Genomic DNA, 21,597 nt, shown 5'->3' with positions numbered 1-21,597 from the left:
GCCTCAGCCGATGTCGACCCGCACCGCCAGTGAGCCGGTGTTGTCGGCGTAGAAGCCGGGGTCGCCGTGGAACGACGAGGCGTCGGCGAACCCGATGACCAGCGAACCCGCCCCCGCCGGGGCGACGAACCGCTGCAGCGCCCCGGCGCCGGTGCGCCCGTCGCCGATCGCGAACAGCTCGCCCAGGTTCGGCTTGAGTTCCGCCAGCTCTCCTTGTCCCGTCACGTCCACCGCGGCCGGAGTCTGCGCCGAGGCGGTCGCCGGTAGGAACACTCCGACCAGGAACAGCGACCGGTTGTGGTGCACGATCCCGGAGATGCCGTTCCTGCCGGTGATCTCGGTGTCCGGGAACTGCGTACCGCCATCGGCGCCATCTGCCGGTTCCCCGCCGGCCGGACCGAGCTCGCCCTCGACCAGCGGGAACGTCGCCACCGCAGCGCCGTTCAGCCGTAGCGTCAGCGGGCGGGTGCCCGCGCCGCCGGGCAGCGACGGCACCTCGCCCGGCCCGCCGAGGTAGACATCGGCGGTGGCGGGCAGCATGACCGTGTCGCCGGCTTTCGGGCCCGTCGCGAAAATCTGCCCTGCCAGCGCGGACGCGGCGAAGGCGGGATGGCCGGTGTGGCTGACGTCGTAGACACAGTCGGCGAGGGCGTCCGGGGCGGTGACGCCGGCCCGGGCGCAGATCTCCTTCGCGGCGGCGGTGTCGGGTTCGGGGCCGGACTCCCGCTGCGGGAAGGAGCGGTCGGTGTAGGTCGCCGTGTTCCGGCCTTCGGGGTAGGTGAACAGCGACGTCGCATCGGTGATGCGCCAACTGTCGGCGAAGGCCGGGTACAGCGCCTCGTACGAGGGTTCGCCGTCGCCGGGCAGTGCGGCCCCGTCGCGGGTGCGCAGCTCCTCGGCGAACAGGCCCACCGCGTCGGCGTGCGCGGGCACCGGGTCGACCGAGAGGTTCAGGCCCACGCTCGCGACGGCGTACGCATAGACGGTCGAGCCGTCCGGCCAGGTCACCGACACTACCGGCCCGGCCTCGCGCTGACCGATGCGCACCTGGCCGCCGTGGTCGAGACCGGAGGTGGTGTCCGGGCGCGGCACCCCGCCGATCAGTACCGCGACCCCGGTCGGCGTCAGGTCGACCTCGACCCGGTCACCGGTCACGTCCATCGCCACGGCCGTGTTCACCGCCAACGTCTTCGAGTCGCCATACGGCCGCTGGCGCACCTGGACGGTGAACCCGCCCGCCGGATCCTGCAGCGCGATGAACTCCCCGGCCGCCTGGAAGTCGTAGCGGCGCCCGGCGAGAGTGACCAGGTGCGGTTCGCCCTTCGACTGCGGGCACTTGCCGGTGCAGCGCGGGTCGGTCGGACGCGACGGACGACACTCCCCCGTCGGCAGCGGCTGGGTGCCATAGTGGTCGCGCTCCGGCAGGCCCAGCGCGGCCCGCAGCTGGTTCTGGGCCCGGGTCGCGTTCACCTCGTTGATGCCGATACTGGTGTGGTGCTCGCCTGCGGTGATGCACTCGTGGTGGTCCTGTCCGCCGCGACTGTCCTCATACGCGTGGTACATCTCGTGGTAGAGCGAGGTGCACGGGTCGGCGGTGCCGCCGCTGCCGACGTAGGCGTGGCGGTCGTCCGGGTTCCAGTAGATGATCATCAGGCTGGTGCTGGCGCCGCCCTCGTGGGTGACCCCGTCGGTCGGCGCCTCCAGGATCACGGTGACCCCGGGGCCGAGCAGGGTCGGCAGGATCCCGGCCGGGTCGTGGCCGGGCTGCTGCAGCGTGGCGATGCAACTGTCGTACGCCCCTTGCAGGGCCGGGTCGGCGACCTGGACCACCGCCTCGGCCGCACGCGGCTGCCACCCCGGTGCGCCCAGCGCCGCGAGCAGCAGCAGCGCGGCGACGGCCGCCCCGCGCCGGCGGCGGCGCAGCAGCCACACCACCAGGATCAGCAGCACCAGCACCCCGGCGGCGACACCTATCCACAGCAGCCGATCACCGGTGCTCGGCGGCGCGGCCTGCGCGGTCGGGGGCGCGTCGCCGCTCGGACCGGCGGCCTGACACGGCGGCGGCCCGGATTCGACCGCGATCGGCAGCGCGTAGGTGACGGAAAGCTCCAGCGGCATCCCGGCGCGGACCGGGTAGAGCAGCCCGGTAGTCGCGATCGGGCCGGTGTAGGCGATGTCCTCCAGCGCGTGGCCGGTCGGGCCGGCCGGGACGACCTGCAGTTTCAGGTCGATCGACTGGCCGGGATCGAGGGTACGCAGTTGCTGGGCGATGACCGTGGTGAGCGGCTCGTCGAACCCGGGGGTGAACACGATCGGCGCCGTGGACCGGTTGTCCTGGGTCAGCGCGGTGATCGTGAGCGTGCCGAGGCCGGTCGCGGCGACCTGGCACGGTTCGGTGCCGCCGTTGGTCAGGGTGACGACTGGAGCGAGCGGGTCGGTGGCGCGCACCGTCACCGTCAGGCCGCCGTCGGCGGCGTACGCGGGTGCGGCGGCCAGCAGCGCCGAGCCGAACGCCAATGCGGCGGTGATCCCACGCGCCGTCGTCTTGAACCACCGCATCGCAGGTCCCTCCATCGAGGTGTGTCCTCGGGCGGGCACAGCCTACGAACCAGATGTGAATCACGTCCATCGCCGCCAAGTCGGCTTACCGACGCTTGACTCGACGGCATCCGGCCATGCCACCGGCGCTCCTCCGACCGCAGTCCAGCAGCACCGGCTTTCGGGGTGTACCGGGTTGTCAGAATCGACGGTATGCGTTCGCAAGCACGACGGTCAGCCTTGGCCGATCGCCTGTGGAATCGGCTTTGGGACAAACTCGCCGGGGGGTGGGCGTTCATTCTTCGCCGAGTCAGTCAACGCCATGCTCCGGCCGTCATGGTCGCGCTTGCAGATCACGAGTGGGCCGCGGGCGGGCACGCGATAGCGACAGCTCTGTACCACCGAGCCGCCGCGGACGGTGATCGCCAGGCCCTCAAAAGGCTCGTCAACCTGCCTGGCGTCTGGACGGACCTCGACGCCCGGGAGGCGGTGTACCGGAAGGTGGCCGCTGCGGGTGCCGTACAGGCTCTGGCACCTCTCGCCGCCCTGCGCGCGAAACAGGGCGACTTCGCCGAAGCCCGCTCGCTGTACAGGAAGGCCGTCGAGTCCGGTGACGTAGGAGCGTTGCTGAGCCACGCGGCCTTCCTGCGCGCTCAGGGCGAGATCGATCGAGCGATCGAGCATCACCGTCAGCTGGTGGGTTCGGACGACCGGAACGCCATGGCCATTCTCGGTGCCCTCCTGCTCATCGCCCCGAATGGACTGGATGAGGCAGAAGCCGTGCTTCGGCAGGGCGCGGCGGCATCGGAGAACCGCTGCCGGTGCCTGCTCGCGTTGATGCTGTTGGATCAGGGTGCCGTCGAGGAGGCGACCGACCTTCTCCGGCTCGTGGCGATCGTCGGCGATGACCTGGTACGCGCCTATGCCGACGAGCTCGCCGACGAGTTCGATCTTCAGCCATGATCACGCGGCGAATGCGCGGCCGTCAGCAGGCCCTCCGCTTGACGTGCAGGATCGGACCCGGAGGTTGGTCGCCGATCTCCTTCGGCTGGCTAAAGTCCGTGCAAGCAAGCAGGAACGCGGTGACCAGGCCATCAGGCCGGCTCCCACAGCATCAGCTGACGATGGTGGGTGAAGCCGTTGCGCAGGTAGAAGTCCACCGCTCGACGGCCGGAGTGGACGGTGACGAACAGCAGGCCACGGGCGCGGGCCTCGTCGAGGATCGCGGCCATCAGCGCCGTGCCGATGCCGCGGTCGCGGTACGCCTCGCGCACCTCCACGGACTGGACGTCGCCATACCGCCGGTCGAGCGCGTTGGTGCCCGGCACCCGCTCCGCGACATGCAGCCAGGCGACGCCGATCACGTACCCGTCGATCTCGGCCACGAACGGCAGATGGGTCTCGGCGTGGGCGGCGACCCATTCGGCGTACGCGGAGAAGTTGTCCGATTCGATGCCGCGCAGCTCGGCGAGCGCCGCCGCCTCCGCCACACCGGCTTTCCGCACGATCACCCGCCGGAGTCTAAGCGAAGGCAGGTCGCACAACACCCTCGACCGGCTTTCGAACTACAGCGGGTGTACTGCTGCCGGTGATCATCAAGGAAGTTCGGCCAGCAGTCCGGCGAATCGGGGGGCGAGCCGTTCGAAATCGCCCGGCTCCAGGTAGATCTCGTCGACGGGCGAGGCCTGCCGTAGCCCTTGAATCAGATCTTGCAGCCGCGCCTGCGGGGTGCGCTTGTTCGGCCGGGTACGCCTCTCGAAGCTGCGCCAGCGGCGGACGGCCACGTCAGCCAGCCGCTGCGCCAACGCAGCGTCCCAGCCTTCCTCGACGGCCGCCGCGCACATCGCCGCCCGTACTCCCCTGGTCTCGTCATCCTGCGCCATGCCTTCAGAATGACGCCCGCGCGCGGCCGAGGCCGACCGGGCGTGACGTACCTGGACGATGAGCCGACGGTCAACAGGTTCGCAGATCACAGCCCGAAGATGGTCTGGAAGTGAACGGATACCAGCGCTACCGCGGTCGTGGCGGTGGCCAGGAACCAGGCGTAGTAGCGCAGCCACGTCGTGGTCCCTCCGGCGGCGCGGTCCCGCAGGAGCCGACGGGTCGCGCGGACCCCGCTCAAAATGACGACGATCGACAGCATCGCCGCCATGCTGCGTAGTTCCGACAGCGCCCTGCCGGCGCCGAAGTCTTGGACGAACCCGTCGTAGTTGACGATCCAGCCGAACGAGCTGAACATCAGCAACCCGAGGATGACCGCGCCGAGGACGGTCCAGGCCGTCGTCTTGGGCAATGATTCCGGCGCGGTGGGGGGCGGCTGGTTGACGGGAACATGCTGGGTGGGCGGCGGCTGGCGATACCCCGAACGGGCAGGTGGCGCGGGCTCGGCGGCCGAAGGCGTGAACAGCGGTCGGTCCTGCGCATGCTGAACCGGCAACGGCCCCTGGGGCGTCGAGTGGTTCTTCCTGCGGTCGCTGACCAGCTGGTACACCTGGATGATCACGCCGACGATCCCGAACACGGTGCCGACAGCGGTGAGCATCTCGAACCCGGTCACCAGGCAACAATGTCAGGTCCATCCACAAAGGAGAAGGGTCGGCCCCCTGACAGGATCTTCACGTGGGGTCCCGGTCCGCAGGTGCTCGATCACCGCGGTGACGCGTGCACGTCGTCGATGCCTCGTCCGCGCCGCCGGTCTCAGGGTCGAAGCCAGGGTGAACACCTGATCTGCGGGGGTGCGCCGCGAGGCTAGGTTGGCGGGCGTGCCCCTCATCGCGACACGTTCGCTGACCAAGACCTATCCGGGCGGGGTGACCGCCCTGTCCGACCTGACCCTGGCCGTCGAGCCGGGCATCATCGGGCTGGTCGGCGCCAACGGCGCCGGCAAATCCACGATGATCAAGACATTGCTCGGGCTGCTGACCCCGACCACCGGGGAGGTGCGGGTGCTCGACCTGGACCCGACCAAGGCCCCCGAGCAGGTGCGAGCCCGGGTCGGCTACATGCCCGAGCACGACTGCCTGCCCCCGGACATGATCGCCGCCGAGTTCGTCACGCACATGGGCCGCATGAGCGGCCTGCCGCGCACCGTCGCCCGCGAGCGTGCCTCCGAGGCGCTGCGCCACGTCGGCCTGTACGAGGAACGCTACCGCCAGATCGGCGGCTACTCCACCGGCATGAAGCAGCGCGTCAAGCTCGCCCAGGCGCTGGTGCACGACCCGGACCTGCTGCTGCTCGACGAGCCGACCAACGGCCTGGACCCGGCCGGACGGGACGCGATGCTCGCGCTGATCCAGCGCATCGGCACCGAGTTCGGCATCTCGGTGGTGGTCTGCTCGCATCTGCTCGGCGAGATCGAGCGGATCTGCGACTCGCTGATCGCGATCGAGGGCGGGCGGCTGCTGCGCGCCGACCGTATCGACGCGATGACCACCGGCACCGACGTGCTGGCCATCGAGGTCGCCGAGGGCACCGACGAGCTGGCCACGGCCCTGCGCGAGCGGGGCCTCGGCGTGACTCCGGAGGGCCGGATGCTGCTGGTGCCGCTGGACGACGAGGCCACCTACGACCTGATCCTGCGTACCGTCGCGGATCTCGACCTGCCGCTGCACCGGCTCGACCAGCGCCGCCACCGGGTGGCCGAGCTGTTCTCCACCGCGACGCCGACCGCCCTGGAGGCGACCAATGCCTGACACCAGTGTCATCCACGACATCGGCTACCAGCGCTACGCCGGTGCCCGGCTCGGGCGCGCGTACGCGGCGCGGTCGCTGTTCGAGCACGGGCTGCGGGTCTCGTTCGGGCTGGGCCGCAGCGCCAAAGCCAAGATCTTCCCGTGGATCGTGGTCAGCCTGGTCACCCTGCTCGCCGTGATCGCGGTGGCGGTCAAGGCGCAGACCGGCGAGACGTTCCTGGCGTACCAGGAACTGCCGTCGGTGGCCAGCCTGCTGGTGCTGGTGTTCCTGGCCGTGGTCGCGCCGGAGCTGGTCTCGCGCGACCTGCGCAACCAGACGCTGCCGCTGTACTTCTCCCGCCCGATCCAGCGGTCGGACTACGCGCTGGCGAAGCTGGCCGCCCTGTTCACCGCGTCGTGGCTGCTGATGGCCGGGCCGCAGCTGCTGCTGTTCGTCGGCTCGGCGTTCTCCGCCGGGACCGGCGCCGGGGCGTGGGCCGAGGCGCGCGGCATGCTCGGCGGGTGGGTCGTCTCCGCCGTCTACGCGCTGGTGTTCAGCAGCGTCTCGGTGCTGATCGCGTCGCTGGCCAGCCGCCGCGCCTTCGCCGCGGGCGCGATCGTGGTCGTCTTCATGGTCACCACGCCCGTGGTCGGCCTGCTCGTCTCGCTCGGCGGCGAGGGCACCCTGGCCAAGCTCGCCCCACTGGCCAGCCCGTTCCTGCTGCCCGAGGGCGTACGCGTCTGGCTCTACCACGCCCAGAGCCTGGAGATCGGCGCCTTCGGACCGCTCTACGCCCTCGTGACCGTGCTGCTCGCGGCCGGGTGCACCCTGCTGCTCCTGCTGCGCTACCGGAAGGTTTCGCTGTGACCGACCTCGAACTGCGTGGCGTCTCGCGCTGGTACGGCAACGTCGTGGCCGTCAACGACGTCACCATGACGCTCGGCCCCGGCGTGACCGGCCTGCTCGGCCCCAACGGCGCGGGCAAGACCACGCTGCTGCACATGATGGCCGGGTTCCTGGCCCCCTCCCGGGGCGAGGTGCTGCTCGACGGCGTCGCGACCTGGCGCAACCCCGGCATCTACCGCCAACTGGGCCTGGTCAACGAGCGCGAGGCCGTGTACGGCTTCCTCACCGGCGCCGAGTTCGTCCTGGCCAGCGCCCGCCTGCACGGGCTGCCCGACCCGGCCGCCGCCACCCGGCGCGCGATCGAGCTGGTCGAGATGACCGACGCGCAGGACCGACGGATGGGCACGTACTCCAAGGGCATGCGGCAGCGGATGCGGGTGGCCGCGGCGCTGGTGCACGACCCGGCGGTGCTGCTGCTGGACGAGCCGTTCAACGGCATGGACCCGCGCCAGCGCATGCACATGATGGAGCTGCTGCACCGCCTCGGCGAGCAGGGCCGCACGGTGCTGTTCAGCTCGCACATCCTGGAGGAGGTCGAGCAGGTCTCCGGGACGGTGCAGGTGGTCGTGGCCGGGCGGCTGGCCGCCTCGGGCGACTTCCGCACCATCCGGCGGCTGATGACGCACCGGCCGCACGTCTTCGCGATCCGGTCCAGCGACGACCGGCGCCTGGCTGTGGCGCTGATGGCGTCGGAGTCGGTGGCCGGGGTGACGCTGGGCAAGGACGGGCTGACCGTGCACGCGGGCGACTACGGCACCTTCACCCGCGCGCTGCCCCGCATCGCCCTGGAGCAGGGCGTACGCGTACGCGCGCTGGTCCCGTCCGACGAGTCGCTGGAAAGCGTCTTCTCCTACCTGGTCTCGGCTTAGGAGCCCGCGATGAACCTGACAATCGCCTGGATCACCCTGCGCGGCCTGCTCGGCCGCCGCCGGTCCCTGCTCCTGCTGCCCCTGCCGCTGATCCTGATCGGCATCACCGCGGTCGGCAAGGCCATCGGCGCCAAGCCCGACGAGCTCGCCCAGGGCGTACTGGTCGGGCTGGGCGTCGCGGTGCTGCTGCCGCTGATCTCGTTGATCGTCGGCACCGGGGTGCTCGGCTCCGAGATCGACGACGGCACGGTGGTGCACATCCTCACCAAGCCGATCCCCCGCAGCCGGATCATCCTGGCCAAACTGGCCGTGGCGACGCTGGTCAGCGGCGTGGTCAGCGCGGTGCCGATGTTCGTCGCGGCGGTCGTCGCCGACCTGTCCGACCTCGGACCGGCGCTGGCGGCGGCCTGCGCGATCGGCGCCCTGGCATACTCGGCGCTGTTCCTGGCGCTGAGCGTGGTCACCCGCCGCCCGGTCCTGCTCGGCCTGCTGTACGTGGTCATCTGGGAGGGCCTGCTCAGCAACGTGGTCGCCGGGACCCGCTCGGTGTCGGTGCAGCACTACGTGATCGCGATCGCGCAGAAGATCTCGGGCAGCACCCTGATCGGCACCACCATCTCAGCCACCGTGGCAGCGGTGATGAGCGCGGTGATCACGGTCGCCGGAACGTGGCTGGCCGTCCAGCGGCTGCGTTCCTTCTCCGTGGCGGGCGAGACGAGCTGACCCGGATGCGGACCGCGGTTTCGGGGAGGGTGCGACAATGAGCGCACAATTCGTACAGTCTCCCCGAAACCGCGGCCCGGCTGGCGCCTGCGGGGTCGGAAACGCGCTGTAGTAAAGTGATCTTCCGGGGGCGGTTTGTCTGGGTTCCGGAAGCCCACCGCGTATCGCAGAGCAGGAAGCGGGCCATGACCGAGCAACCGACGCAGCAGACGGCCGACGACACCGTCACCTTCGAGGACCTCGGCCTACGCCCCGAGCTGCTCAAAGCCCTCACCTCCCTCGGCTACGAGGAGCCCACCCCGATCCAGCGTGAGGCCATCGGCCCGCTGCTCACCGGTGCGGACCTGCTCGGCCAGGCCGCCACCGGCACCGGCAAGACGGCCGCGTTCGCGCTGCCCGTGCTGCAGCGGTGGGCGGAACTCGGCCCGGACCGCGAGAGCCTCGACCCGGTCGCGCTGGTGCTGGTGCCCACCCGCGAGCTCGCCGTCCAGGTCTCCGAGGCCTTCCACCGCTACGGCCGCGACCTCGGCGTACGAGTCCTGCCCATCTACGGCGGCCAGCCCATCGGGCGCCAGCTCGCGGCGCTGCGGCGCGGCGTCGACGTCGTGGTGGCCACCCCGGGCCGCGCCATCGACCACATCGGCCGCGGCACGCTGCAGCTGGGCGACCTGCGTACCGTCGTGCTCGACGAGGCCGACGAGATGCTCGACATGGGCTTCGCCGAGGACATCGAGGCGATCCTGCAGGAGACGCCCGAGCAGCGACAGACCGTGCTGTTCTCGGCCACCATGCCCTCGCGCGTGGACGGGCTGGTGCAGCGCTATCTGCGCAGCGCGGTCCGGATCCAGATGGGCCGCGCGTCGACCCCGCCCGGCGAGGCGCCGAAGGTGCGCCAGAGCGCGTACGTCGTGGCCCGCTCGCACAAACCGGCCGCGCTCGGCCGGATCCTGGACGTGGAGTCGCCCACCGCCGCGATCGTGTTCTGCCGTACCCGCGAAGAGGTCGACCAGCTCACCGAGACCATGAACGGGCGCGGCTACCGGGCCGAGGCGCTGCACGGCGGCATGAGCCAGGAGCAGCGCGACCGGGTCATGGGCCGCCTGCGCGCGGGCACCGCCGACCTGCTGGTCGCCACCGACGTGGCCGCCCGCGGCCTGGACATCGAGCAGCTCACCCACGTCATCAACTACGACGTGCCGTCGGCGCCCGAGGCGTACGTGCACCGCATCGGCCGGGTCGGTCGCGCCGGTCGCGAGGGCGTCGCGGTCACCCTCGCCGAGCCGCGCGAGCACCGCATGCTCAAGACGATCGAGCGGGTCACCAAGCAGCGGATCACGATGGAGAAGATCCCCACCGTCGCCGACCTGCACGCCCGCCGACTGGAGCTGACCAAGTCCGCGCTGCACGAGAGCCTGCTCGAGGAGGACTACGAGCAGTTCCGGGTGGTGGTGGAGACGCTGGCCGACGAGTTCGACATCGTCGAGGTTGCCCTCGCAGCGGTGAAGCTCGCGCACGAGGCGATGGGCAACGCCCCCGACGACGAGGTCATCCCGGACCTGTCCGAGGCGGCCGAGCGCCCCGACCGCAAGCGCGAGCCCAGTCGCGGCGGCAGCCGTGGGCCCGCCTCGGGCGCGGTGAAGCTCTTCGTCGGGCTGGGACGGCGCAACGGCGTACGGCCGCAGGACCTGGTCGGCGCGATCGCGGGCGAGTCGAGCCTGTCCGGGCGCGACATCGGCGCGATCGAGATCGCCGACCGGTTCTCGCTGGTCGAGGTGCCCGCGGGCGCGGCCGACGAGGTCATCGACGCGCTGCGCAGCGCCACGATCAAGGGCAAGCGGGTGACGGTGCGCCGCGACCGCGACCGCGCGCCGCGCCGCGAACGCTGGTAGTCACCCCTCGAACAGGTCGTCCTGGGTCGACTGCGCCAGGTCGATCCCGCTGTGCACGGGCGCCGGCCGCTGCTGCACCGGCGCCGAGAACAGCTTCGCGCCCGGTCCGCTCGCGGCACTGACCGGGAACGGCACCAGCAGCACCGGCTCCGGCGGTTCGACGAACCGTCCGGTGCCCCAGCGCACCCACAGCGCGACCCGTCCCGCGGCGGCCTCGGCCTGCAGTTTCTCCAGGGTGCGACGCCGGTCGGACTGGTCGATCTCGACCACGACCGGCGGACCGTCGGGTCGACCGATGCCCACGTCGACCCACGAATGCCGGTCCGCGTACGGCGGCGGCAGCGGCACCACGCTGCGGGCCTTGCGATATACCCGCCAGCCCTGCGCGGTCCCCCACGCCAGCACCGCCTCGACCAGCACCTGGGTCACCTGGTCGGCGTCCTTGCCGGTGAAGTTCAGGTCACCGAGCCACGCCGTGAGCGACCGCGCCACCCGCCGCCCGTCGTCGTCCACTGCCGCCCCCTCTGTCGGCAAGCAGGCTACCCGGCCGATCCGATGCTCGGTGCGGCCTGTGGACGAGTCAGGGCCGTGGGGGGGGGGGGGGGGGGGGGGGGGGGGGCGGGGCCGGCCGCCCCCGGCGCCCCCCCCCCCCGCCCCCCCCCCCCCCCGCCACGGATCGGTCAGAACAGCCCGCCGAGCCCGGTCGGCCCGGCGCCACCGGCCCCGCCGAGCCCGTTCAGCGGACCGGCTAGCGGCAGGTCCTTCAGGAGAGAGCCGAGAATGGGCAGGTTGCCGAGCAGGTCACCGACGATGGGCAGGCCAGCCTCGGGGGTGTGCTGGGTCTCCACCGGCACCGGGGCGGCGCTCGCCGGAGTGGGCAGCGACAGCGCCGCGCCGGCAAGGAGCAGACCTGCACCGATTCGCTTCACATGTGTCATGTACCGATCAACGACGCCCGGAGTGGCCAGGTCATGGGCTGCTGGTACGCAAGCACCCAGGTTGCCGACCGATTGGCGCGATGCGTAAGCTACAACTTACGCATCGGCGTGACCTGCGAACGACGGTCAGGAGGGCATCATCTCGGCGGATCTCGATGCGATCCTCACCGCGGTCGCCGACGCTTCGCGGCGGGTGATCCTGCAGCGGCTCGCGCACGGCCCGGCCACCACCGGTCAGTTGGCCGACCTGCTGCCGATGAGCCGACCGGCGGTCTCGCAGCACATCAAGGTGCTGCAGGACGCCGGGCTGCTGGTCACCACCACGTCCGGCCGGAACCGCTGGCACGAACTGAACACCGACGCCCTCGGCGTCGTCGAGGACTGGGCCCGCCGCACCGCGGCGACCGGCCGCGCGGCACCGCGCCTGCGGCCCGGCCCGGCGGACCAAGGAGACACCACATGACCCAGCCCGTGACGTACGTCGAGCTCAACAGCCCCGACCTGGAGGCGACCAGCGCGTTCTTCACCGCCACCTTCGGCTGGCGGCCGCAGCCGTTCGCCGCCCCGGACTATCTGGTCGCCGCCCACGGTGACGGTCCGGGCGTGGACACCGGCCTGATGCTCTCCCGTGACGGCCAGCCCCGCGCCATCCCGGTGATCCGGGTCGAGTCGCTGCCCGAGGCGATGGACCGGGTGCGCGCCAACGGCGGCACGGTGGTCGTGGCGCCGTTCACCATCGCCGGCGTCGGGCACGGCTGCTACCTCGTCGACCCGGCCGGGCTGCTGATCGGCCTGCACGCCTACGACGCGGCGGCCTGAACACGGCGGCGGCCGCCGCCGCAGCCGATCGGGAAATGCCGGGCTACGGCGGCGGCCGCTTGTGTCGTCCCGTTGCGCGGTTACACGTGTGGGGTTGTGCGTACAACCCCACACGTGTAACCGCCGGATCGATGACGGGACGACGGCCCGGTCAGGACCCGTAGACCTCCAGTTCGGAGACCTGACCGGCGGGCCACCCGGTGTTGGCGGTGACGGTGATCCGCACATACCGGACCGTCCCCGCCGGGAACGTGATCGTCACCGCGTTCCCGGTCGCCGGGTCGAACGTGTACGACGCGGCCGCCTTCAGGGTGGTGAAGTTCGTCCCGTCGGTGCTGCCGGACACGGCCACGGTCTGGCTGCGCGTCGCCCAGGCCGTGGCCGGGGGCAGCTTCAGCACGATCCGGCCGACCGGCTGCGCCGACCCGAGGTCGACCTGCACCCACTGCGGGAACGCGTTGTTGGCGCTTTCCCAGTAGGTGTTGGCGTTGCCGTCGACCGTGTTGCCCGACACGTAGGTCTGCACGTTGGACGACTGGCTGGTCGGCTTGTTGAGCGCCAGGTTGGTCACCGCGCCGGTGCCGGTGCCGGTCAGCGACACCGTCAGCGGCGAGTTGGTGGCGCTGCTGGTCACGGTGAGTGAGCCGGTGCGGGTACCTGCCGCCGCGGGCCGGAACACCACCGAGACGGTGCAGGAGCCGCCCGCGGCGATGCTGCCACCGCAGGTGTTGGTCTGCGTGTAGTCACCGGTGGCCGCGACCGACGACACCGTGGCCGTGGCGTTGCCGGTGTTGGACACCGTCACCGTCTGGGCCGCGCCGGCCCCGCCGACCGTGGTCGCGCCGAAGGTCAGCCCGGTCGGGCTCGCCGACAGGGTCGCCGAGCCGGTCGAGGTGCCGGTGCCGGACAGCGCCACCGTGAGCGAACCGTTGGTGGCTGTGCTCGCGATGGTGAGCGTGCCGGTGCGGTTGCCCGCCACCGACGGGTGGAACGTGACCGTGACGATGCAGTTGGCGCCGGGGGCGATGGTCGCTGCGCAGGTGGTGGTGCGGGTGAAGTCACCGGTGGTGGTGATGCCGGTGAACGTCGCCGGGCCGGTGCCGGTGTTGGTGACCTCGACGGTCTGCCAGTCGCTGTTGTCGTTGACCGCGGTCGACTCGAACGCCAGCGAGGTCGGGTTGACCGTGAGCGTGGCCGGGCCGCTGGTTCCGGCCGCGTACACCTCGAACTGCGACACCTGCCCGGCGGGCCAGCCGGTGTTGCCGGTGAACGTCAGCCGCACGTACCGCGTCGTGGTCTGGGCGAACGTGAGGCTGGCGGTGTTGCCGGTGGCCGGGTCGAAGGTCATGCCCTGCGCCCCGGTGATCGCGTTGAAGGTGTTGCCGTCGTTGCTGCCCGACACCGCCACGGTCTGGGTACGGGTCGCCCAGGCCGCCGCCGGCGGCACCCGCAGCGTCACCTTGCCCACCGCCATGGCCGAGCCGAGGTCGACCTGCAGCCACTGCGGGAACGCGTTGTTGGCGCTCTCCCAGTAGCTGTTCACGTCGGCGTCGGTGGCGTTGCCGCTGGGGTATCCGGCCTGCGCCGTCGACGAGGACGTGGGCCGTCCCGCCGCGACGTTGGTGGTCCCGGTGCCTCCGGTCACGCCGGTGCCGGTGAGCTGGACCAGGATCGCGCCCTGCCCGTCGTCACCGGTGATCGAGTAAACGGCGGACTGGGCACCCGCGGTCTGCGGGGTGAAGGTGACCGTCTGGTGGATCACGTCACCGGGGGCGAGCTGCTGCCCCTCCGACACCGGGGTGGTGGTGTTGAACGCCCCCACCGGCGGCGCCGCCTTGGTGATGGTCAGCGTGATGTTGCCGGTGTTGGCGATGTCGAACGTGCCGGTGGCGGTCTGCCCGATCGGCACCTGCCCGAACTTCAGCGGGTTCGGGGTGATGGTGAGCTGGGCGGCCCCGGTGACGGCGGTGCCGGTCAGCGGCACGGTCACCGAGCCCGCGTTGCTGGCCACCGACAGCGAGCCGGTGTGGTTGCCCGCCGAGGTCGGCGTGTACTTCACCGACACCGAGACCGAGGCACCGGCCGCGAGCGTGGTGCCGTTGGCCGGGAAACCGGTCGCCGTGAACGGCGCGGACGGCGCGGTGGCACCGGTGATGGTGACCGCGCTGGTGCCGGTGTTGGTGATGCTCACGCTGAGCGTCTTGTTCGCCCCGGTGGGTACGGTGCCGAACGCCAGCGTCCCCGGGGTCGCCCCCAGTCCGGTCTGCGTGCCGTTGCCATGCAGGTCGAGCGCGACGTTGCCGGCGTTGGTGGTGAACGACAGGCTGCCCGCGGCGCCGCCGGGCGCGGTCGGGGTGAACCGGACCGGCACCGACAGGGTCTGCCCGGTGTTCAGGGTGACCGGCAGCGCGGGCGGGGTGGTGCCGAACGGGGCCGCGGTGGTGATCGCCGAGATGGTGACGGTGCGCGTCGCGGTGACGGTGACCGTGGCGTTGCCGGTGCTGCCCACGGCGACGTTGCCGAAGTCGGTGGGCGAGCTGGTCAGGGCGGCGGTGGTGGGGCGGCCGAAGCCGTAGATCCGGCCGTCGCGGGTGCCGACGTAGACGCGGCCGTTGTCGGTGGTCGGCGTGGCGAACTTGGTCGCGGTGCCGATCGGCGCGGAGTACCGCAGGTTGAGCCGCCCGTTGACGGGCAGCGCGTCGTACGCGCGCAGTTGGCCGTTGGCGCCGTTGGCGCCGTCGCTGTAGACGACCCAGACGATGGCGGTGCCCGAGGTGGTGCCGGTCGAGGTGACCACGGGCGAGCCCGACGTGTAGCCGAACGTGGACGAGCTGGTCCCGGTCGAGCTGAGCACGGGCAGGCCGGAGCCGTTCACGCCGTACTTGAAGGCGCGCAGGAAGCCCTGGTTCTCCACCGTGTACACGTAGCCGCCGTCGCCGCCCCAGAACGCCGGGTGTCCCCAGACGCCGTTGTAGGGACCGGCCGGGGCGCCGACCGAGGCGTCGGTGCCGCCCGCACCCTGGGCGTTGCCGCCGAGGTTGTCGCGGTCCAGCAGGTACACCCGGCCGTCCTTGCCCACCTGCACCAGCAGCTTCGGGTGCGCGCTGGTGCCGAACCCGGCGGGCAGCGCCATCGGGCCGCCGGAGCCGAAGTCGGTGTCGTCCTGGTCCAGCCGACTGTTGTTGTACGGGCTGAAGAAGTCCCGCGCCGCCAGTGACCCGTCGCCGTTGACCTGCAACCGGATCACCGACTCCGCGAGGGTGCCGGGCGGGCTGGTGCCGGGGCCGGGCGCGGGCGACACGCCGTTGCCGGTGGCCACGATGATGCGGCCGGAGCCGTCGGAGACCAGGCCGCCGCCGGACTGCCAGATCCCGGCCATGCCGTTGGAGCGACCGGCCTCGGTGGACCACAGCGTCGACATCTGCGGCGCGGACGTCTTCACGCCGGCCACGTACCCGACGTACGGGCCGTAGTCGCAGTGGCTGGCGAAGCCCGCGTAGACGACCCCGTCCAGCAGCAGCAGACCGGGCCGCTGCGCGGCGGTCTTGGCGTTGAACGTGTTGGACGGATCGTTGGTGGGGCTGCCCTGGATGGTCACCGGCCAGCCGGTGCGCTCGACGCCCGTGGCCGGGTTGACCGCGTGCAGGTAGAAGTGCGGGTGGTCGGCGTCGGGGCCGTCGTTGACCTTGGCGGTGAAGTAGACCGAGGCGGTGGCCGGGTCGTACACCGGGGTGCTGGTGATGCCGATGTTGGGCACCAGGTCGCCGCAGCCGATGGCCGAGGCGGGCCAGGCCGGGCCGACGTTGCGCGACCAGGTGATGGCGCCGGTGACGGCGTTGAGGCCATACACCCAGTTGTTCTCGGTGGCGGCGATGACGGTGCCGTTGACCACGATCGGCGCGGCGTAGACCTGGCCGTTGAGGGTGGTGTTGAACAGCTGGCCGAAGTCGGCGGCCGACACCGCCGAGGGCGACAGCCCGGATTCGTTGGCGTCCCAGCCGGTGCGCAGCGTGTCGACCGAGATGGTGGTCTGGTCGGCGACGGCGGGGCTGGGCAGGGCTAGCGCGGTGGCGGACACGACGGCTGCGGGCAGCAGCGCGGCGAGCATCCGATGCAGACGTCTGGCGGCAGGCATGACCTACTCCTGGGGGATCACCGGGGACGGCGGGTTACCGGGCGCGGAGCGGTCGCGTTCGGCCTGATCGGACGGAACCGTAACTCCGTAGACACGCCAACGCAAGATAGAGACGCAGTATGGAAATATTTTTGCGTTCAGTGCCTAAAGAACTTGCGTTCCGTGATCACTTCGCCGCGTCGAGTCCGTCGAGCAGCAGGTCGAGTCCTCCGGTCAGCGCCGCCCGCGCGATGGCGACCGGGTCGTACCCGGACTCCCCCACCGGGGCCTGGGCCAGCGCGGTCGAGTGCGGAAAGCGTTGCGCGAAGTCGGGAGCCACGTGGGCGAGCTGCGCGGCGCGGGCGTGCCACCAGTGCTCGTCGGAGTCACCGGTGGCCGCGGCCGCCGCGCGCGACTCGGCCGCCGTCTGCGCCATGCCCCGGACCAGGTGCAGCAGCGTGCCGACCGCCGTGCGACGCACTGTCATGGGCAGCCCGGTCTCGGCGAGGATGCCCAGCAGCGCCTCCAGCACCACCTGCTCGTGCGGGCCGAGCACCGGGCGGGCGTAGGAGACCTGCAGCAGCCAGGGGTGGCGCAGGTAGCGGTCCCACAGGTCGGCGGCCCAGGCCAGCACCGCCGCGCGCGGGCCGCCGTCGAGGGCGTACCCGGTGGGCAGGTCGGCGTGGGCCTGGTCGTACATGAGGTCGAGCAGTTCCCGCTTGCTCGGCACGTAGGTGTAGAGGGCCATCGCGGAGGTGCCCAGCCGCTGCCCGACGGCGCGCATGGACAGCCCGGCCAGGCCGGACTCGTCGGCCAGGGCGATCCCGGCGGCCACGATCGCGTCGACGGTCAGCCCGGGGCGCGGGCCGGGGGCGGTGCGGGTGCCGGACGGGGTGCCCGCCCGCCAGAGCAGCGCCATGGTGCGGGCGGGGTCGCCCTGGCCGCCATAGACCGTCACGTGGCATCTCCGTACGCCGTAAGCTATCGTCTCGGGGCATCACTTTACACCGTACGGAATCAGGAGCCGCGATGACCCACGCGACGCTGCACGACGGCGCCCACCTGCCCCTGCACCTCACCGGCGAGGGCCCTGACCTGCTGCTGGCGGTCAACCCCGACCCGGTCGAAGGCCCGCAGGCCGACGCGATGCGCGCCTGGGGTGCCGACCCCGAACTCGGCCGCGACCTGATCGCCGGACTCGCCGACCGCTTCCGCGTCATCGCCTTCGACTACGAGGGCCACGTCCAGCGGCACCCCAAGCCCGACACGCTCACCCCAGACAACGTCGCCGCGGACCTGCTCGCCGTCGCCGACGCCGCCGGCGCCCAGCGCTTCGCCTACTACGGCTACTCGTGGCTGGCCCTGGCCGGACTCCAACTCGCCCTGCGCACCGATCGGCTGGCCGCGCTGGTCATGGGCGGCTACCCGCCGATCGACGGCCCGTACCGGCAGATGCTGGCCGTGACCACCGCCGCCCACGCCAAGGCCACCGCCCCGGCGGCGCCGCCCGGCGAGGTCGTCGCGGGCGACTGGGCCACGGTCCAGGTCACCTCGACCGAGGCCCAGACCCGCCAGTTCGTCACCCTCTACCAGGCGCTGCGGACCTTCGACGACCGCGCGGCGCAGGCCCGGGTCCACTGCCCGCGGCTGTGCGTCGTCGGCTCCGCCGACACCATCGCGTACGGCCCCGACTGGGGCGGCGTCGTCGTCGACATCGCCGGACCGCTGCTGCGCGAACGCGCCGCCGCCGAAGCCCACGGCTGGGACGTCGCGGTGCTCGACGGCCTGGACCACATGGGCGCCATGCAGGCCGCCGCCGTCCTGCCCGTCCTGCGGCCGTGGCTGACCCGCGCGGTGGGCTGACTCAGCGGAACTCGTGCACGACCTCGATCGTGCCCACGATGTGCCGATTGAACTCGGCCAGCTCCTCGGCGGGCACCCAGAGTTCGAGGATGTCGCGCCCGCCCGCCTGCTGCACCGGGTATCGGGACGCGAACTGCCGCTCGACCTCGAACCGGGTGACATATCCCACGCCGGAGGCCGGGACGTTCCAATCCCGGGCGATCAGGATCGCGTACCGCTCGTTCAGCACCGGGTAGAAGATCGGCTGATCGGGCCGCCGCGGCGGCCACTCACGCCAGCCCGACGCCTCGACCAGCGCCAACTCCTGCGGCCCAGTCGGACGCCACAGGGTCAGGGTCTCGGTCATCGCGGCATGCCCCCTCGGTCGACGGCCGAGGCTACCGCCCGACAGCATCGCAGGCCAGCGCAATATCGCGGTAGAGCATTCAACATCGTCCCGGCAAGCTTTCAGCCGGGGCTCAGCCACTGTTGCCAGCATCGGGACATCGCCCCCGGCTTGCCGGAGGTTTAGCCGCCCACCGGCGGGGAAGCCGCAAACGCAAGCCATCCCGTTAGGAGTGATGATGACCGCCGTTGCCGACCACCTCGACCTGACCCAGCTCGGTGCGCTGCTGCGGCAGCGCTACGACGACACCGCCGAGCAGCTGCGCATCGAGACCGAGGCCGACTGGCTGCGACACATCCACGACCAGGGTCCCGGCGACACCGCCGACGCGGGCACCGCCGCCTCCGAGAGCGCCGAACACAGCCTGGTCACCGCCGCGCTGCAGGAGCAACTCGTCCGCCTCGGCGACGCGCTGGGCCGCCTGGGCGAGGGCACCCTGGGTGTGTGCGTGCGCTGCGGCGAGCAGGTACCGCCGGGGCGGCTCGAGGTGATGCCGTGGGCGACGCACTGCGTCCCCTGCCAGAGCATCGTCGACCGCCGCCGCTGAAGCCGTAAGGAAGGGCCCCCTCTTATCGCTTTACGTGGTGGAAGGGGCCCTTCTTAAGTGGAAGGGGCCCTTCTTAACCGGCATCGGGAACCGGTGCCGGGGCCGGACACGTCCCACCCGCAGACACGGGGAAGGGACACCGCATGCGTACCGCGACGGCATTCGTCATCCTGGGGCTGGCACTGACGGCGGGCTGCGACAGCTCCGACACTGGCACCCCTGCCGCTGCCACCCCTCGCCCGACCGCCAGTCCGTCGGCCAGACCGCCAGAACACGGCACCGAAAGCGCGGCCTGCGGCGTGTTCCGCCTCAACCAGGGCGAGACGTTGCCACCGCGGGCCGGAAGTTGCCTGATCGACGCGGTCGGCGCCCGCCGCGTCGCCGAACTCGTCGTCACCCGGCCGACGGTCGAGGGCGATCCGATCACCCTCCAGTACGCCTCGACCATCGAGGGGACGGTCATCGTGATCACCGACTCTCGACTGGACCACTTCGCCGGCCCCGGCGCGGGGTTCACCACCCAGACCTGCACCGGCCCGTCCCTGCGGCAGGGCTACCTCGACTTCGTCACCTGCACCGAGCCGGTGCCGACCGCTCCCTGACCCGCTACGGCAGCAGTGCGGGATCGGGGTCGGCGCCCACAGCGGACAGCACGCCGCTGAAGAACCGGCGCACGCACACCGCCAGCACCACCTGCAGCACGTCCGCCTCGGACAGTCCGTGCCCGCGCAGCCGCGCGACGTCGGCCTCGGTGACCGTGGTCGGGTCTGCGGCGACCTTCTCCGCGAAGTCCATGACCGCCACGTCGACCGGATCGAGCCCGGCCGCGTGGTGGTCGGCGACGATCGAACGCAGCTGCTCCTCGTCGTAGAACCGCTCCCGCAGCACCTTGCTGTGGGCGAGGGTGCAGTAGTCCGAACCGAGTCGCTTGGCCGCCACCACCGTCGCCAGTTCGTAGCGGCGCAGGTCCATGCCCCCGCTCACCGCCCCGGCCAGCTGCTGCCAGGCCGCGTACGCCTCCGGCCGCAGCGCGAACACGCGCAGGTAGTTGGGGATGTACGGGGCCTCGGTGTCGTACAGGGGCGACTCGGCCGGGGTGGCGAGATAGGTCATGCCGCGACGGTAGAGGCGGCCGGTCGGCGCCAGCGCGGTCTGTCGACCATCCGTCACCAGGGCCAGGACGCCTCCAGCCGCGTCGGCAACGGGTCCGGGCGCTCGGTCTCCCCGTGGGCGATGTCCCTTGCCGGAGCCGAGCGACTCCAGGTGCACCGCGATCCGCACCGTCTTACCCGGTCGGAGGTCATGCGCGGCGACGCTCGCGCCGCCCACGTGTGGGGTTGTGCGCACAACCCCACACGTGTGCGTCACTGCGGCCGACGCCCCCGGACCCACACCGGGACGCGACATCGTGGGCGCCCGGCACGATGCGGTGATGGTTACCCTGCCGCAGCTGCGGCCTGCCATGGAGCAGTCCTGGGGACCGGACACCTGGGATCCGGTCGACCTGGCGTCCCGAAAACCTGTCCTGCGGCCAGTGCGGCATCACCGCCCTGGTCGTGCGCGACCTGCTCGGTGGCGAGCTGCTGCTCGGCGAGGGCGACGAGGTGCGGTTCGCGCCGGTCGAGGCGCTGGCCAAGCTGGACCTTAGCCCTACCGCCGCCGATGTGCTCTGGCACTTCCTGCGTTCCCGACCGGCCACGGTTCGCGGACAGGGCCCACGGACCGTGGCCGGGGAGGTCAGGTCATGAGGCCAGGTCGGCGATCCACTCCGCGACGGGCGGGAGCGTTCTGGCCGCGTAGCAGTCGTTGACCGAGCAGCCGCGCTGACGGTGCAGGTCGGCCGGGTAGCGCTCGATGATCTCGCGGCGCGCGGCCAGGCCTTCGGCGGGGCGCCCGGCGGCGTACAGGTTGCGCTGGAGGGCGTCGAGTGCCCAGATCAGCAGCTCGGTGGCGGTATGGTCCTGGACTGGATCGATCAGTCGAGCGGTCGCGACCGCCTCCTGCGACGTCCGCAGCCGGTCGGCCGGGTCGACGGTGACCCGCTCCAGGCGGATCAGCGCGTCCGCCAGGCGGCTGCGGTAGCCGGGGTAGCCCGCGACCAGGGTGCGGTATGCCCACACCTCGGTCGCCTCCGGCAGCTTCGTGGACGACAGGACGATGGTACGCGCGATGAGCTCAGCCTCGATCAACATGCCTCCGTGGCTCTGCGGACAGAAAGGGACGCCCGCCGCGAGCGGCGAACGTCCGGTGCCGGTGCGAGGGGCGCCACCTCGAACCGGTACGAGCGGGAAGCTTATGCGCGTGAAACCGCAGGTCGCGAGGGTCGAACGACCG

Annotated in this window: 23 protein-coding genes; 12 read left to right on the top strand and 11 right to left on the bottom strand. The window is 71.6% G+C overall.

The features are described from left to right. Positions 1 to 3 precede the first annotated feature (3 nt). Positions 4 to 2,559, bottom strand: a complete 2,556-nt coding sequence (locus KUA19_RS27170; RefSeq protein WP_217400424.1) for a M91 family zinc metallopeptidase — start codon at positions 2,557 to 2,559, stop codon at positions 4 to 6. 315 nt (positions 2,560 to 2,874) lie between these two features. Between KUA19_RS27170 and KUA19_RS27165 the strand changes: the two genes are divergently transcribed. After that, positions 2,875 to 3,501: a tetratricopeptide repeat protein gene (locus tag KUA19_RS27165; RefSeq protein WP_217400422.1), complete on the top strand. Its 627-nt coding sequence runs from the start codon at positions 2,875 to 2,877 to the stop codon at positions 3,499 to 3,501. 131 nt (positions 3,502 to 3,632) lie between these two features. On the opposite strand, the gene KUA19_RS27160 is transcribed toward KUA19_RS27165, so the two are convergent. From KUA19_RS27160 to KUA19_RS27150, 3 genes are all read right to left on the bottom strand, one after another. Beyond that, positions 3,633 to 4,049 carry a GNAT family N-acetyltransferase gene (locus KUA19_RS27160; RefSeq protein ID WP_308167682.1) on the bottom strand — a complete coding sequence of 139 codons (417 nt, stop codon included), beginning with the start codon at positions 4,047 to 4,049 and terminating at the stop codon, positions 3,633 to 3,635. Positions 4,050 to 4,133: 84 nt separating this feature from the next. Next, on the bottom strand, positions 4,134 to 4,421 hold the full coding sequence (locus KUA19_RS27155) for a hypothetical protein (protein WP_217400420.1): 288 nt from the start codon (positions 4,419 to 4,421) through the stop codon (positions 4,134 to 4,136). 86 nt (positions 4,422 to 4,507) lie between these two features. After that, positions 4,508 to 5,059 carry a hypothetical protein gene (locus tag KUA19_RS27150; protein WP_217400418.1) on the bottom strand — a complete coding sequence of 184 codons (552 nt, stop codon included), beginning with the start codon at positions 5,057 to 5,059 and terminating at the stop codon, positions 4,508 to 4,510. A gap of 241 nt (positions 5,060 to 5,300) precedes the next feature. On the opposite strand from KUA19_RS27150, the gene KUA19_RS27145 reads away from it, so the two are divergent. The 5 genes from KUA19_RS27145 to KUA19_RS27125 all read left to right on the top strand — a co-directional run bounded on the left by KUA19_RS27145 (position 5,301) and on the right by KUA19_RS27125 (position 10,597). Then, entirely contained in the window at positions 5,301 to 6,230 is a 930-nt protein-coding gene (locus KUA19_RS27145) for an ABC transporter ATP-binding protein (RefSeq protein WP_217400416.1), read from the top strand. Then, a complete protein-coding gene (locus KUA19_RS27140; protein WP_217400414.1) occupies positions 6,223 to 7,077 on the top strand; it encodes an ABC transporter permease in 855 nt (284 codons plus the stop codon). Before KUA19_RS27145 ends, KUA19_RS27140 begins: the two co-directional genes overlap by 8 nt. Beyond that, on the top strand, positions 7,032 to 7,985 hold the full coding sequence (locus KUA19_RS27135) for an ABC transporter ATP-binding protein (RefSeq protein ID WP_372451857.1): 954 nt from the start codon (positions 7,032 to 7,034) through the stop codon (positions 7,983 to 7,985). The genes KUA19_RS27140 and KUA19_RS27135 overlap by 46 nt, the downstream gene beginning before the upstream one ends. A gap of 9 nt (positions 7,986 to 7,994) precedes the next feature. Beyond that, the gene (locus tag KUA19_RS27130) at positions 7,995 to 8,708 is read left to right on the top strand and encodes an ABC transporter permease (protein ID WP_217400412.1); all 714 of its coding nucleotides are present in this window, start codon (positions 7,995 to 7,997) and stop codon (positions 8,706 to 8,708) included. Between the two features lie 185 nt (positions 8,709 to 8,893). Continuing rightward, complete coding sequence (locus KUA19_RS27125; protein ID WP_217400409.1) at positions 8,894 to 10,597, top strand: DEAD/DEAH box helicase; 1,704 nt, start codon at positions 8,894 to 8,896, stop codon at positions 10,595 to 10,597. Here the strand turns inward: KUA19_RS27125 and KUA19_RS27120 are convergent, their stop codons facing one another. Next, positions 10,598 to 11,110 carry a hypothetical protein gene (locus KUA19_RS27120; protein ID WP_308167680.1) on the bottom strand — a complete coding sequence of 171 codons (513 nt, stop codon included), beginning with the start codon at positions 11,108 to 11,110 and terminating at the stop codon, positions 10,598 to 10,600. 167 nt (positions 11,111 to 11,277) lie between these two features. After that, on the bottom strand, positions 11,278 to 11,526 hold the full coding sequence (locus KUA19_RS27115; RefSeq protein ID WP_217400407.1) for a hypothetical protein: 249 nt from the start codon (positions 11,524 to 11,526) through the stop codon (positions 11,278 to 11,280). Positions 11,527 to 11,671: 145 nt separating this feature from the next. On the opposite strand from KUA19_RS27115, the gene KUA19_RS27110 reads away from it, so the two are divergent. Continuing rightward, positions 11,672 to 11,998 carry an ArsR/SmtB family transcription factor gene (locus KUA19_RS27110; protein ID WP_308167686.1) on the top strand — a complete coding sequence of 109 codons (327 nt, stop codon included), beginning with the start codon at positions 11,672 to 11,674 and terminating at the stop codon, positions 11,996 to 11,998. Then, positions 11,995 to 12,354 carry a VOC family protein gene (locus KUA19_RS27105; RefSeq protein ID WP_217400405.1) on the top strand — a complete coding sequence of 120 codons (360 nt, stop codon included), beginning with the start codon at positions 11,995 to 11,997 and terminating at the stop codon, positions 12,352 to 12,354. The genes KUA19_RS27110 and KUA19_RS27105 overlap by 4 nt, the downstream gene beginning before the upstream one ends. A 151-nt stretch (positions 12,355 to 12,505) precedes the next feature. Here KUA19_RS27105 and KUA19_RS27100 read toward each other — a convergent pair whose 3' ends face one another. Then, on the bottom strand, positions 12,506 to 16,489 hold the full coding sequence (locus tag KUA19_RS27100; RefSeq protein ID WP_217400403.1) for a choice-of-anchor D domain-containing protein: 3,984 nt from the start codon (positions 16,487 to 16,489) through the stop codon (positions 12,506 to 12,508). A gap of 166 nt (positions 16,490 to 16,655) precedes the next feature. Then, entirely contained in the window at positions 16,656 to 17,426 is a 771-nt protein-coding gene (locus tag KUA19_RS27095) for a TetR/AcrR family transcriptional regulator (RefSeq protein WP_217400401.1), read from the bottom strand. Positions 17,427 to 17,497: 71 nt separating this feature from the next. Between KUA19_RS27095 and KUA19_RS27090 the strand changes: the two genes are divergently transcribed. Continuing rightward, positions 17,498 to 18,331, top strand: coding sequence for an alpha/beta fold hydrolase (locus KUA19_RS27090; protein ID WP_217400399.1), 834 nt, complete (start codon positions 17,498 to 17,500; stop codon positions 18,329 to 18,331). A gap of 1 nt (position 18,332) precedes the next feature. Here the strand turns inward: KUA19_RS27090 and KUA19_RS27085 are convergent, their stop codons facing one another. Beyond that, positions 18,333 to 18,677, bottom strand: coding sequence for an ADP-ribosylation/crystallin J1 (locus tag KUA19_RS27085; RefSeq protein ID WP_217400397.1), 345 nt, complete (start codon positions 18,675 to 18,677; stop codon positions 18,333 to 18,335). Positions 18,678 to 18,894: 217 nt separating this feature from the next. On the opposite strand from KUA19_RS27085, the gene KUA19_RS27080 reads away from it, so the two are divergent. Together KUA19_RS27080 and KUA19_RS27075 are read left to right on the top strand one after the other, a co-directional pair. After that, entirely contained in the window at positions 18,895 to 19,263 is a 369-nt protein-coding gene (locus tag KUA19_RS27080; protein WP_217400395.1) for a TraR/DksA family transcriptional regulator, read from the top strand. A gap of 143 nt (positions 19,264 to 19,406) precedes the next feature. Beyond that, the gene (locus KUA19_RS27075; protein ID WP_217400393.1) at positions 19,407 to 19,865 is read left to right on the top strand and encodes a DUF4362 domain-containing protein; all 459 of its coding nucleotides are present in this window, start codon (positions 19,407 to 19,409) and stop codon (positions 19,863 to 19,865) included. A gap of 4 nt (positions 19,866 to 19,869) precedes the next feature. Here the strand turns inward: KUA19_RS27075 and KUA19_RS43165 are convergent, their stop codons facing one another. Beyond that, complete coding sequence (locus KUA19_RS43165) at positions 19,870 to 20,433, bottom strand: carboxymuconolactone decarboxylase family protein (RefSeq protein WP_217400391.1); 564 nt, start codon at positions 20,431 to 20,433, stop codon at positions 19,870 to 19,872. Positions 20,434 to 20,720: 287 nt separating this feature from the next. Between KUA19_RS43165 and KUA19_RS27065 the strand changes: the two genes are divergently transcribed. Next, positions 20,721 to 21,011, top strand: a complete 291-nt coding sequence (locus KUA19_RS27065) for a YunG family protein (RefSeq protein ID WP_443623184.1) — start codon at positions 20,721 to 20,723, stop codon at positions 21,009 to 21,011. Here the strand turns inward: KUA19_RS27065 and KUA19_RS27060 are convergent. Continuing rightward, positions 21,006 to 21,455, bottom strand: a complete 450-nt coding sequence (locus KUA19_RS27060) for a hypothetical protein (RefSeq protein WP_217400386.1) — start codon at positions 21,453 to 21,455, stop codon at positions 21,006 to 21,008. The two genes, KUA19_RS27065 and KUA19_RS27060, sit on opposite strands and share 6 nt — an antisense overlap. Positions 21,456 to 21,597 lie beyond the last annotated feature (142 nt).

The sequence above is a fragment of the Catellatospora tritici genome (genome assembly GCF_019083965.1).
Lineage (GTDB): Bacteria > Actinomycetota > Actinomycetes > Mycobacteriales > Micromonosporaceae > Catellatospora > Catellatospora tritici.
The sequence above is the reverse complement of the archived record's forward strand: the minus strand, read 5'-3'. Positions and strand labels throughout refer to the sequence as shown.

What these genes read in the sequence shown, in the direction of transcription:
- KUA19_RS27085 (WP_217400397.1), bottom strand. Translation starts at nt 18,677, where the DNA reads ATGACCGAGACCCTGACCCTGTGGCGTCCGACTGGGCCGCAGGAGTTG.
- KUA19_RS27060 (WP_217400386.1), bottom strand. Translation starts at nt 21,455, where the DNA reads ATGTTGATCGAGGCTGAGCTCATCGCGCGTACCATCGTCCTGTCGTCC.
- KUA19_RS27155 (WP_217400420.1), bottom strand. Translation starts at nt 4,421, where the DNA reads ATGGCGCAGGATGACGAGACCAGGGGAGTACGGGCGGCGATGTGCGCG.
- KUA19_RS27075 (WP_217400393.1), top strand. Translation starts at nt 19,407, where the DNA reads ATGCGTACCGCGACGGCATTCGTCATCCTGGGGCTGGCACTGACGGCG.
- KUA19_RS27125 (WP_217400409.1), top strand. Translation starts at nt 8,894, where the DNA reads ATGACCGAGCAACCGACGCAGCAGACGGCCGACGACACCGTCACCTTC.
- KUA19_RS27170 (WP_217400424.1), bottom strand. Translation starts at nt 2,559, where the DNA reads ATGCGGTGGTTCAAGACGACGGCGCGTGGGATCACCGCCGCATTGGCG.
- KUA19_RS27140 (WP_217400414.1), top strand. Translation starts at nt 6,223, where the DNA reads ATGCCTGACACCAGTGTCATCCACGACATCGGCTACCAGCGCTACGCC.
- KUA19_RS27090 (WP_217400399.1), top strand. Translation starts at nt 17,498, where the DNA reads ATGACCCACGCGACGCTGCACGACGGCGCCCACCTGCCCCTGCACCTC.
- KUA19_RS27100 (WP_217400403.1), bottom strand. Translation starts at nt 16,489, where the DNA reads ATGCCTGCCGCCAGACGTCTGCATCGGATGCTCGCCGCGCTGCTGCCC.
- KUA19_RS27080 (WP_217400395.1), top strand. Translation starts at nt 18,895, where the DNA reads ATGACCGCCGTTGCCGACCACCTCGACCTGACCCAGCTCGGTGCGCTG.
- KUA19_RS27130 (WP_217400412.1), top strand. Translation starts at nt 7,995, where the DNA reads ATGAACCTGACAATCGCCTGGATCACCCTGCGCGGCCTGCTCGGCCGC.
- KUA19_RS27105 (WP_217400405.1), top strand. Translation starts at nt 11,995, where the DNA reads ATGACCCAGCCCGTGACGTACGTCGAGCTCAACAGCCCCGACCTGGAG.
- KUA19_RS27165 (WP_217400422.1), top strand. Translation starts at nt 2,875, where the DNA reads ATGGTCGCGCTTGCAGATCACGAGTGGGCCGCGGGCGGGCACGCGATA.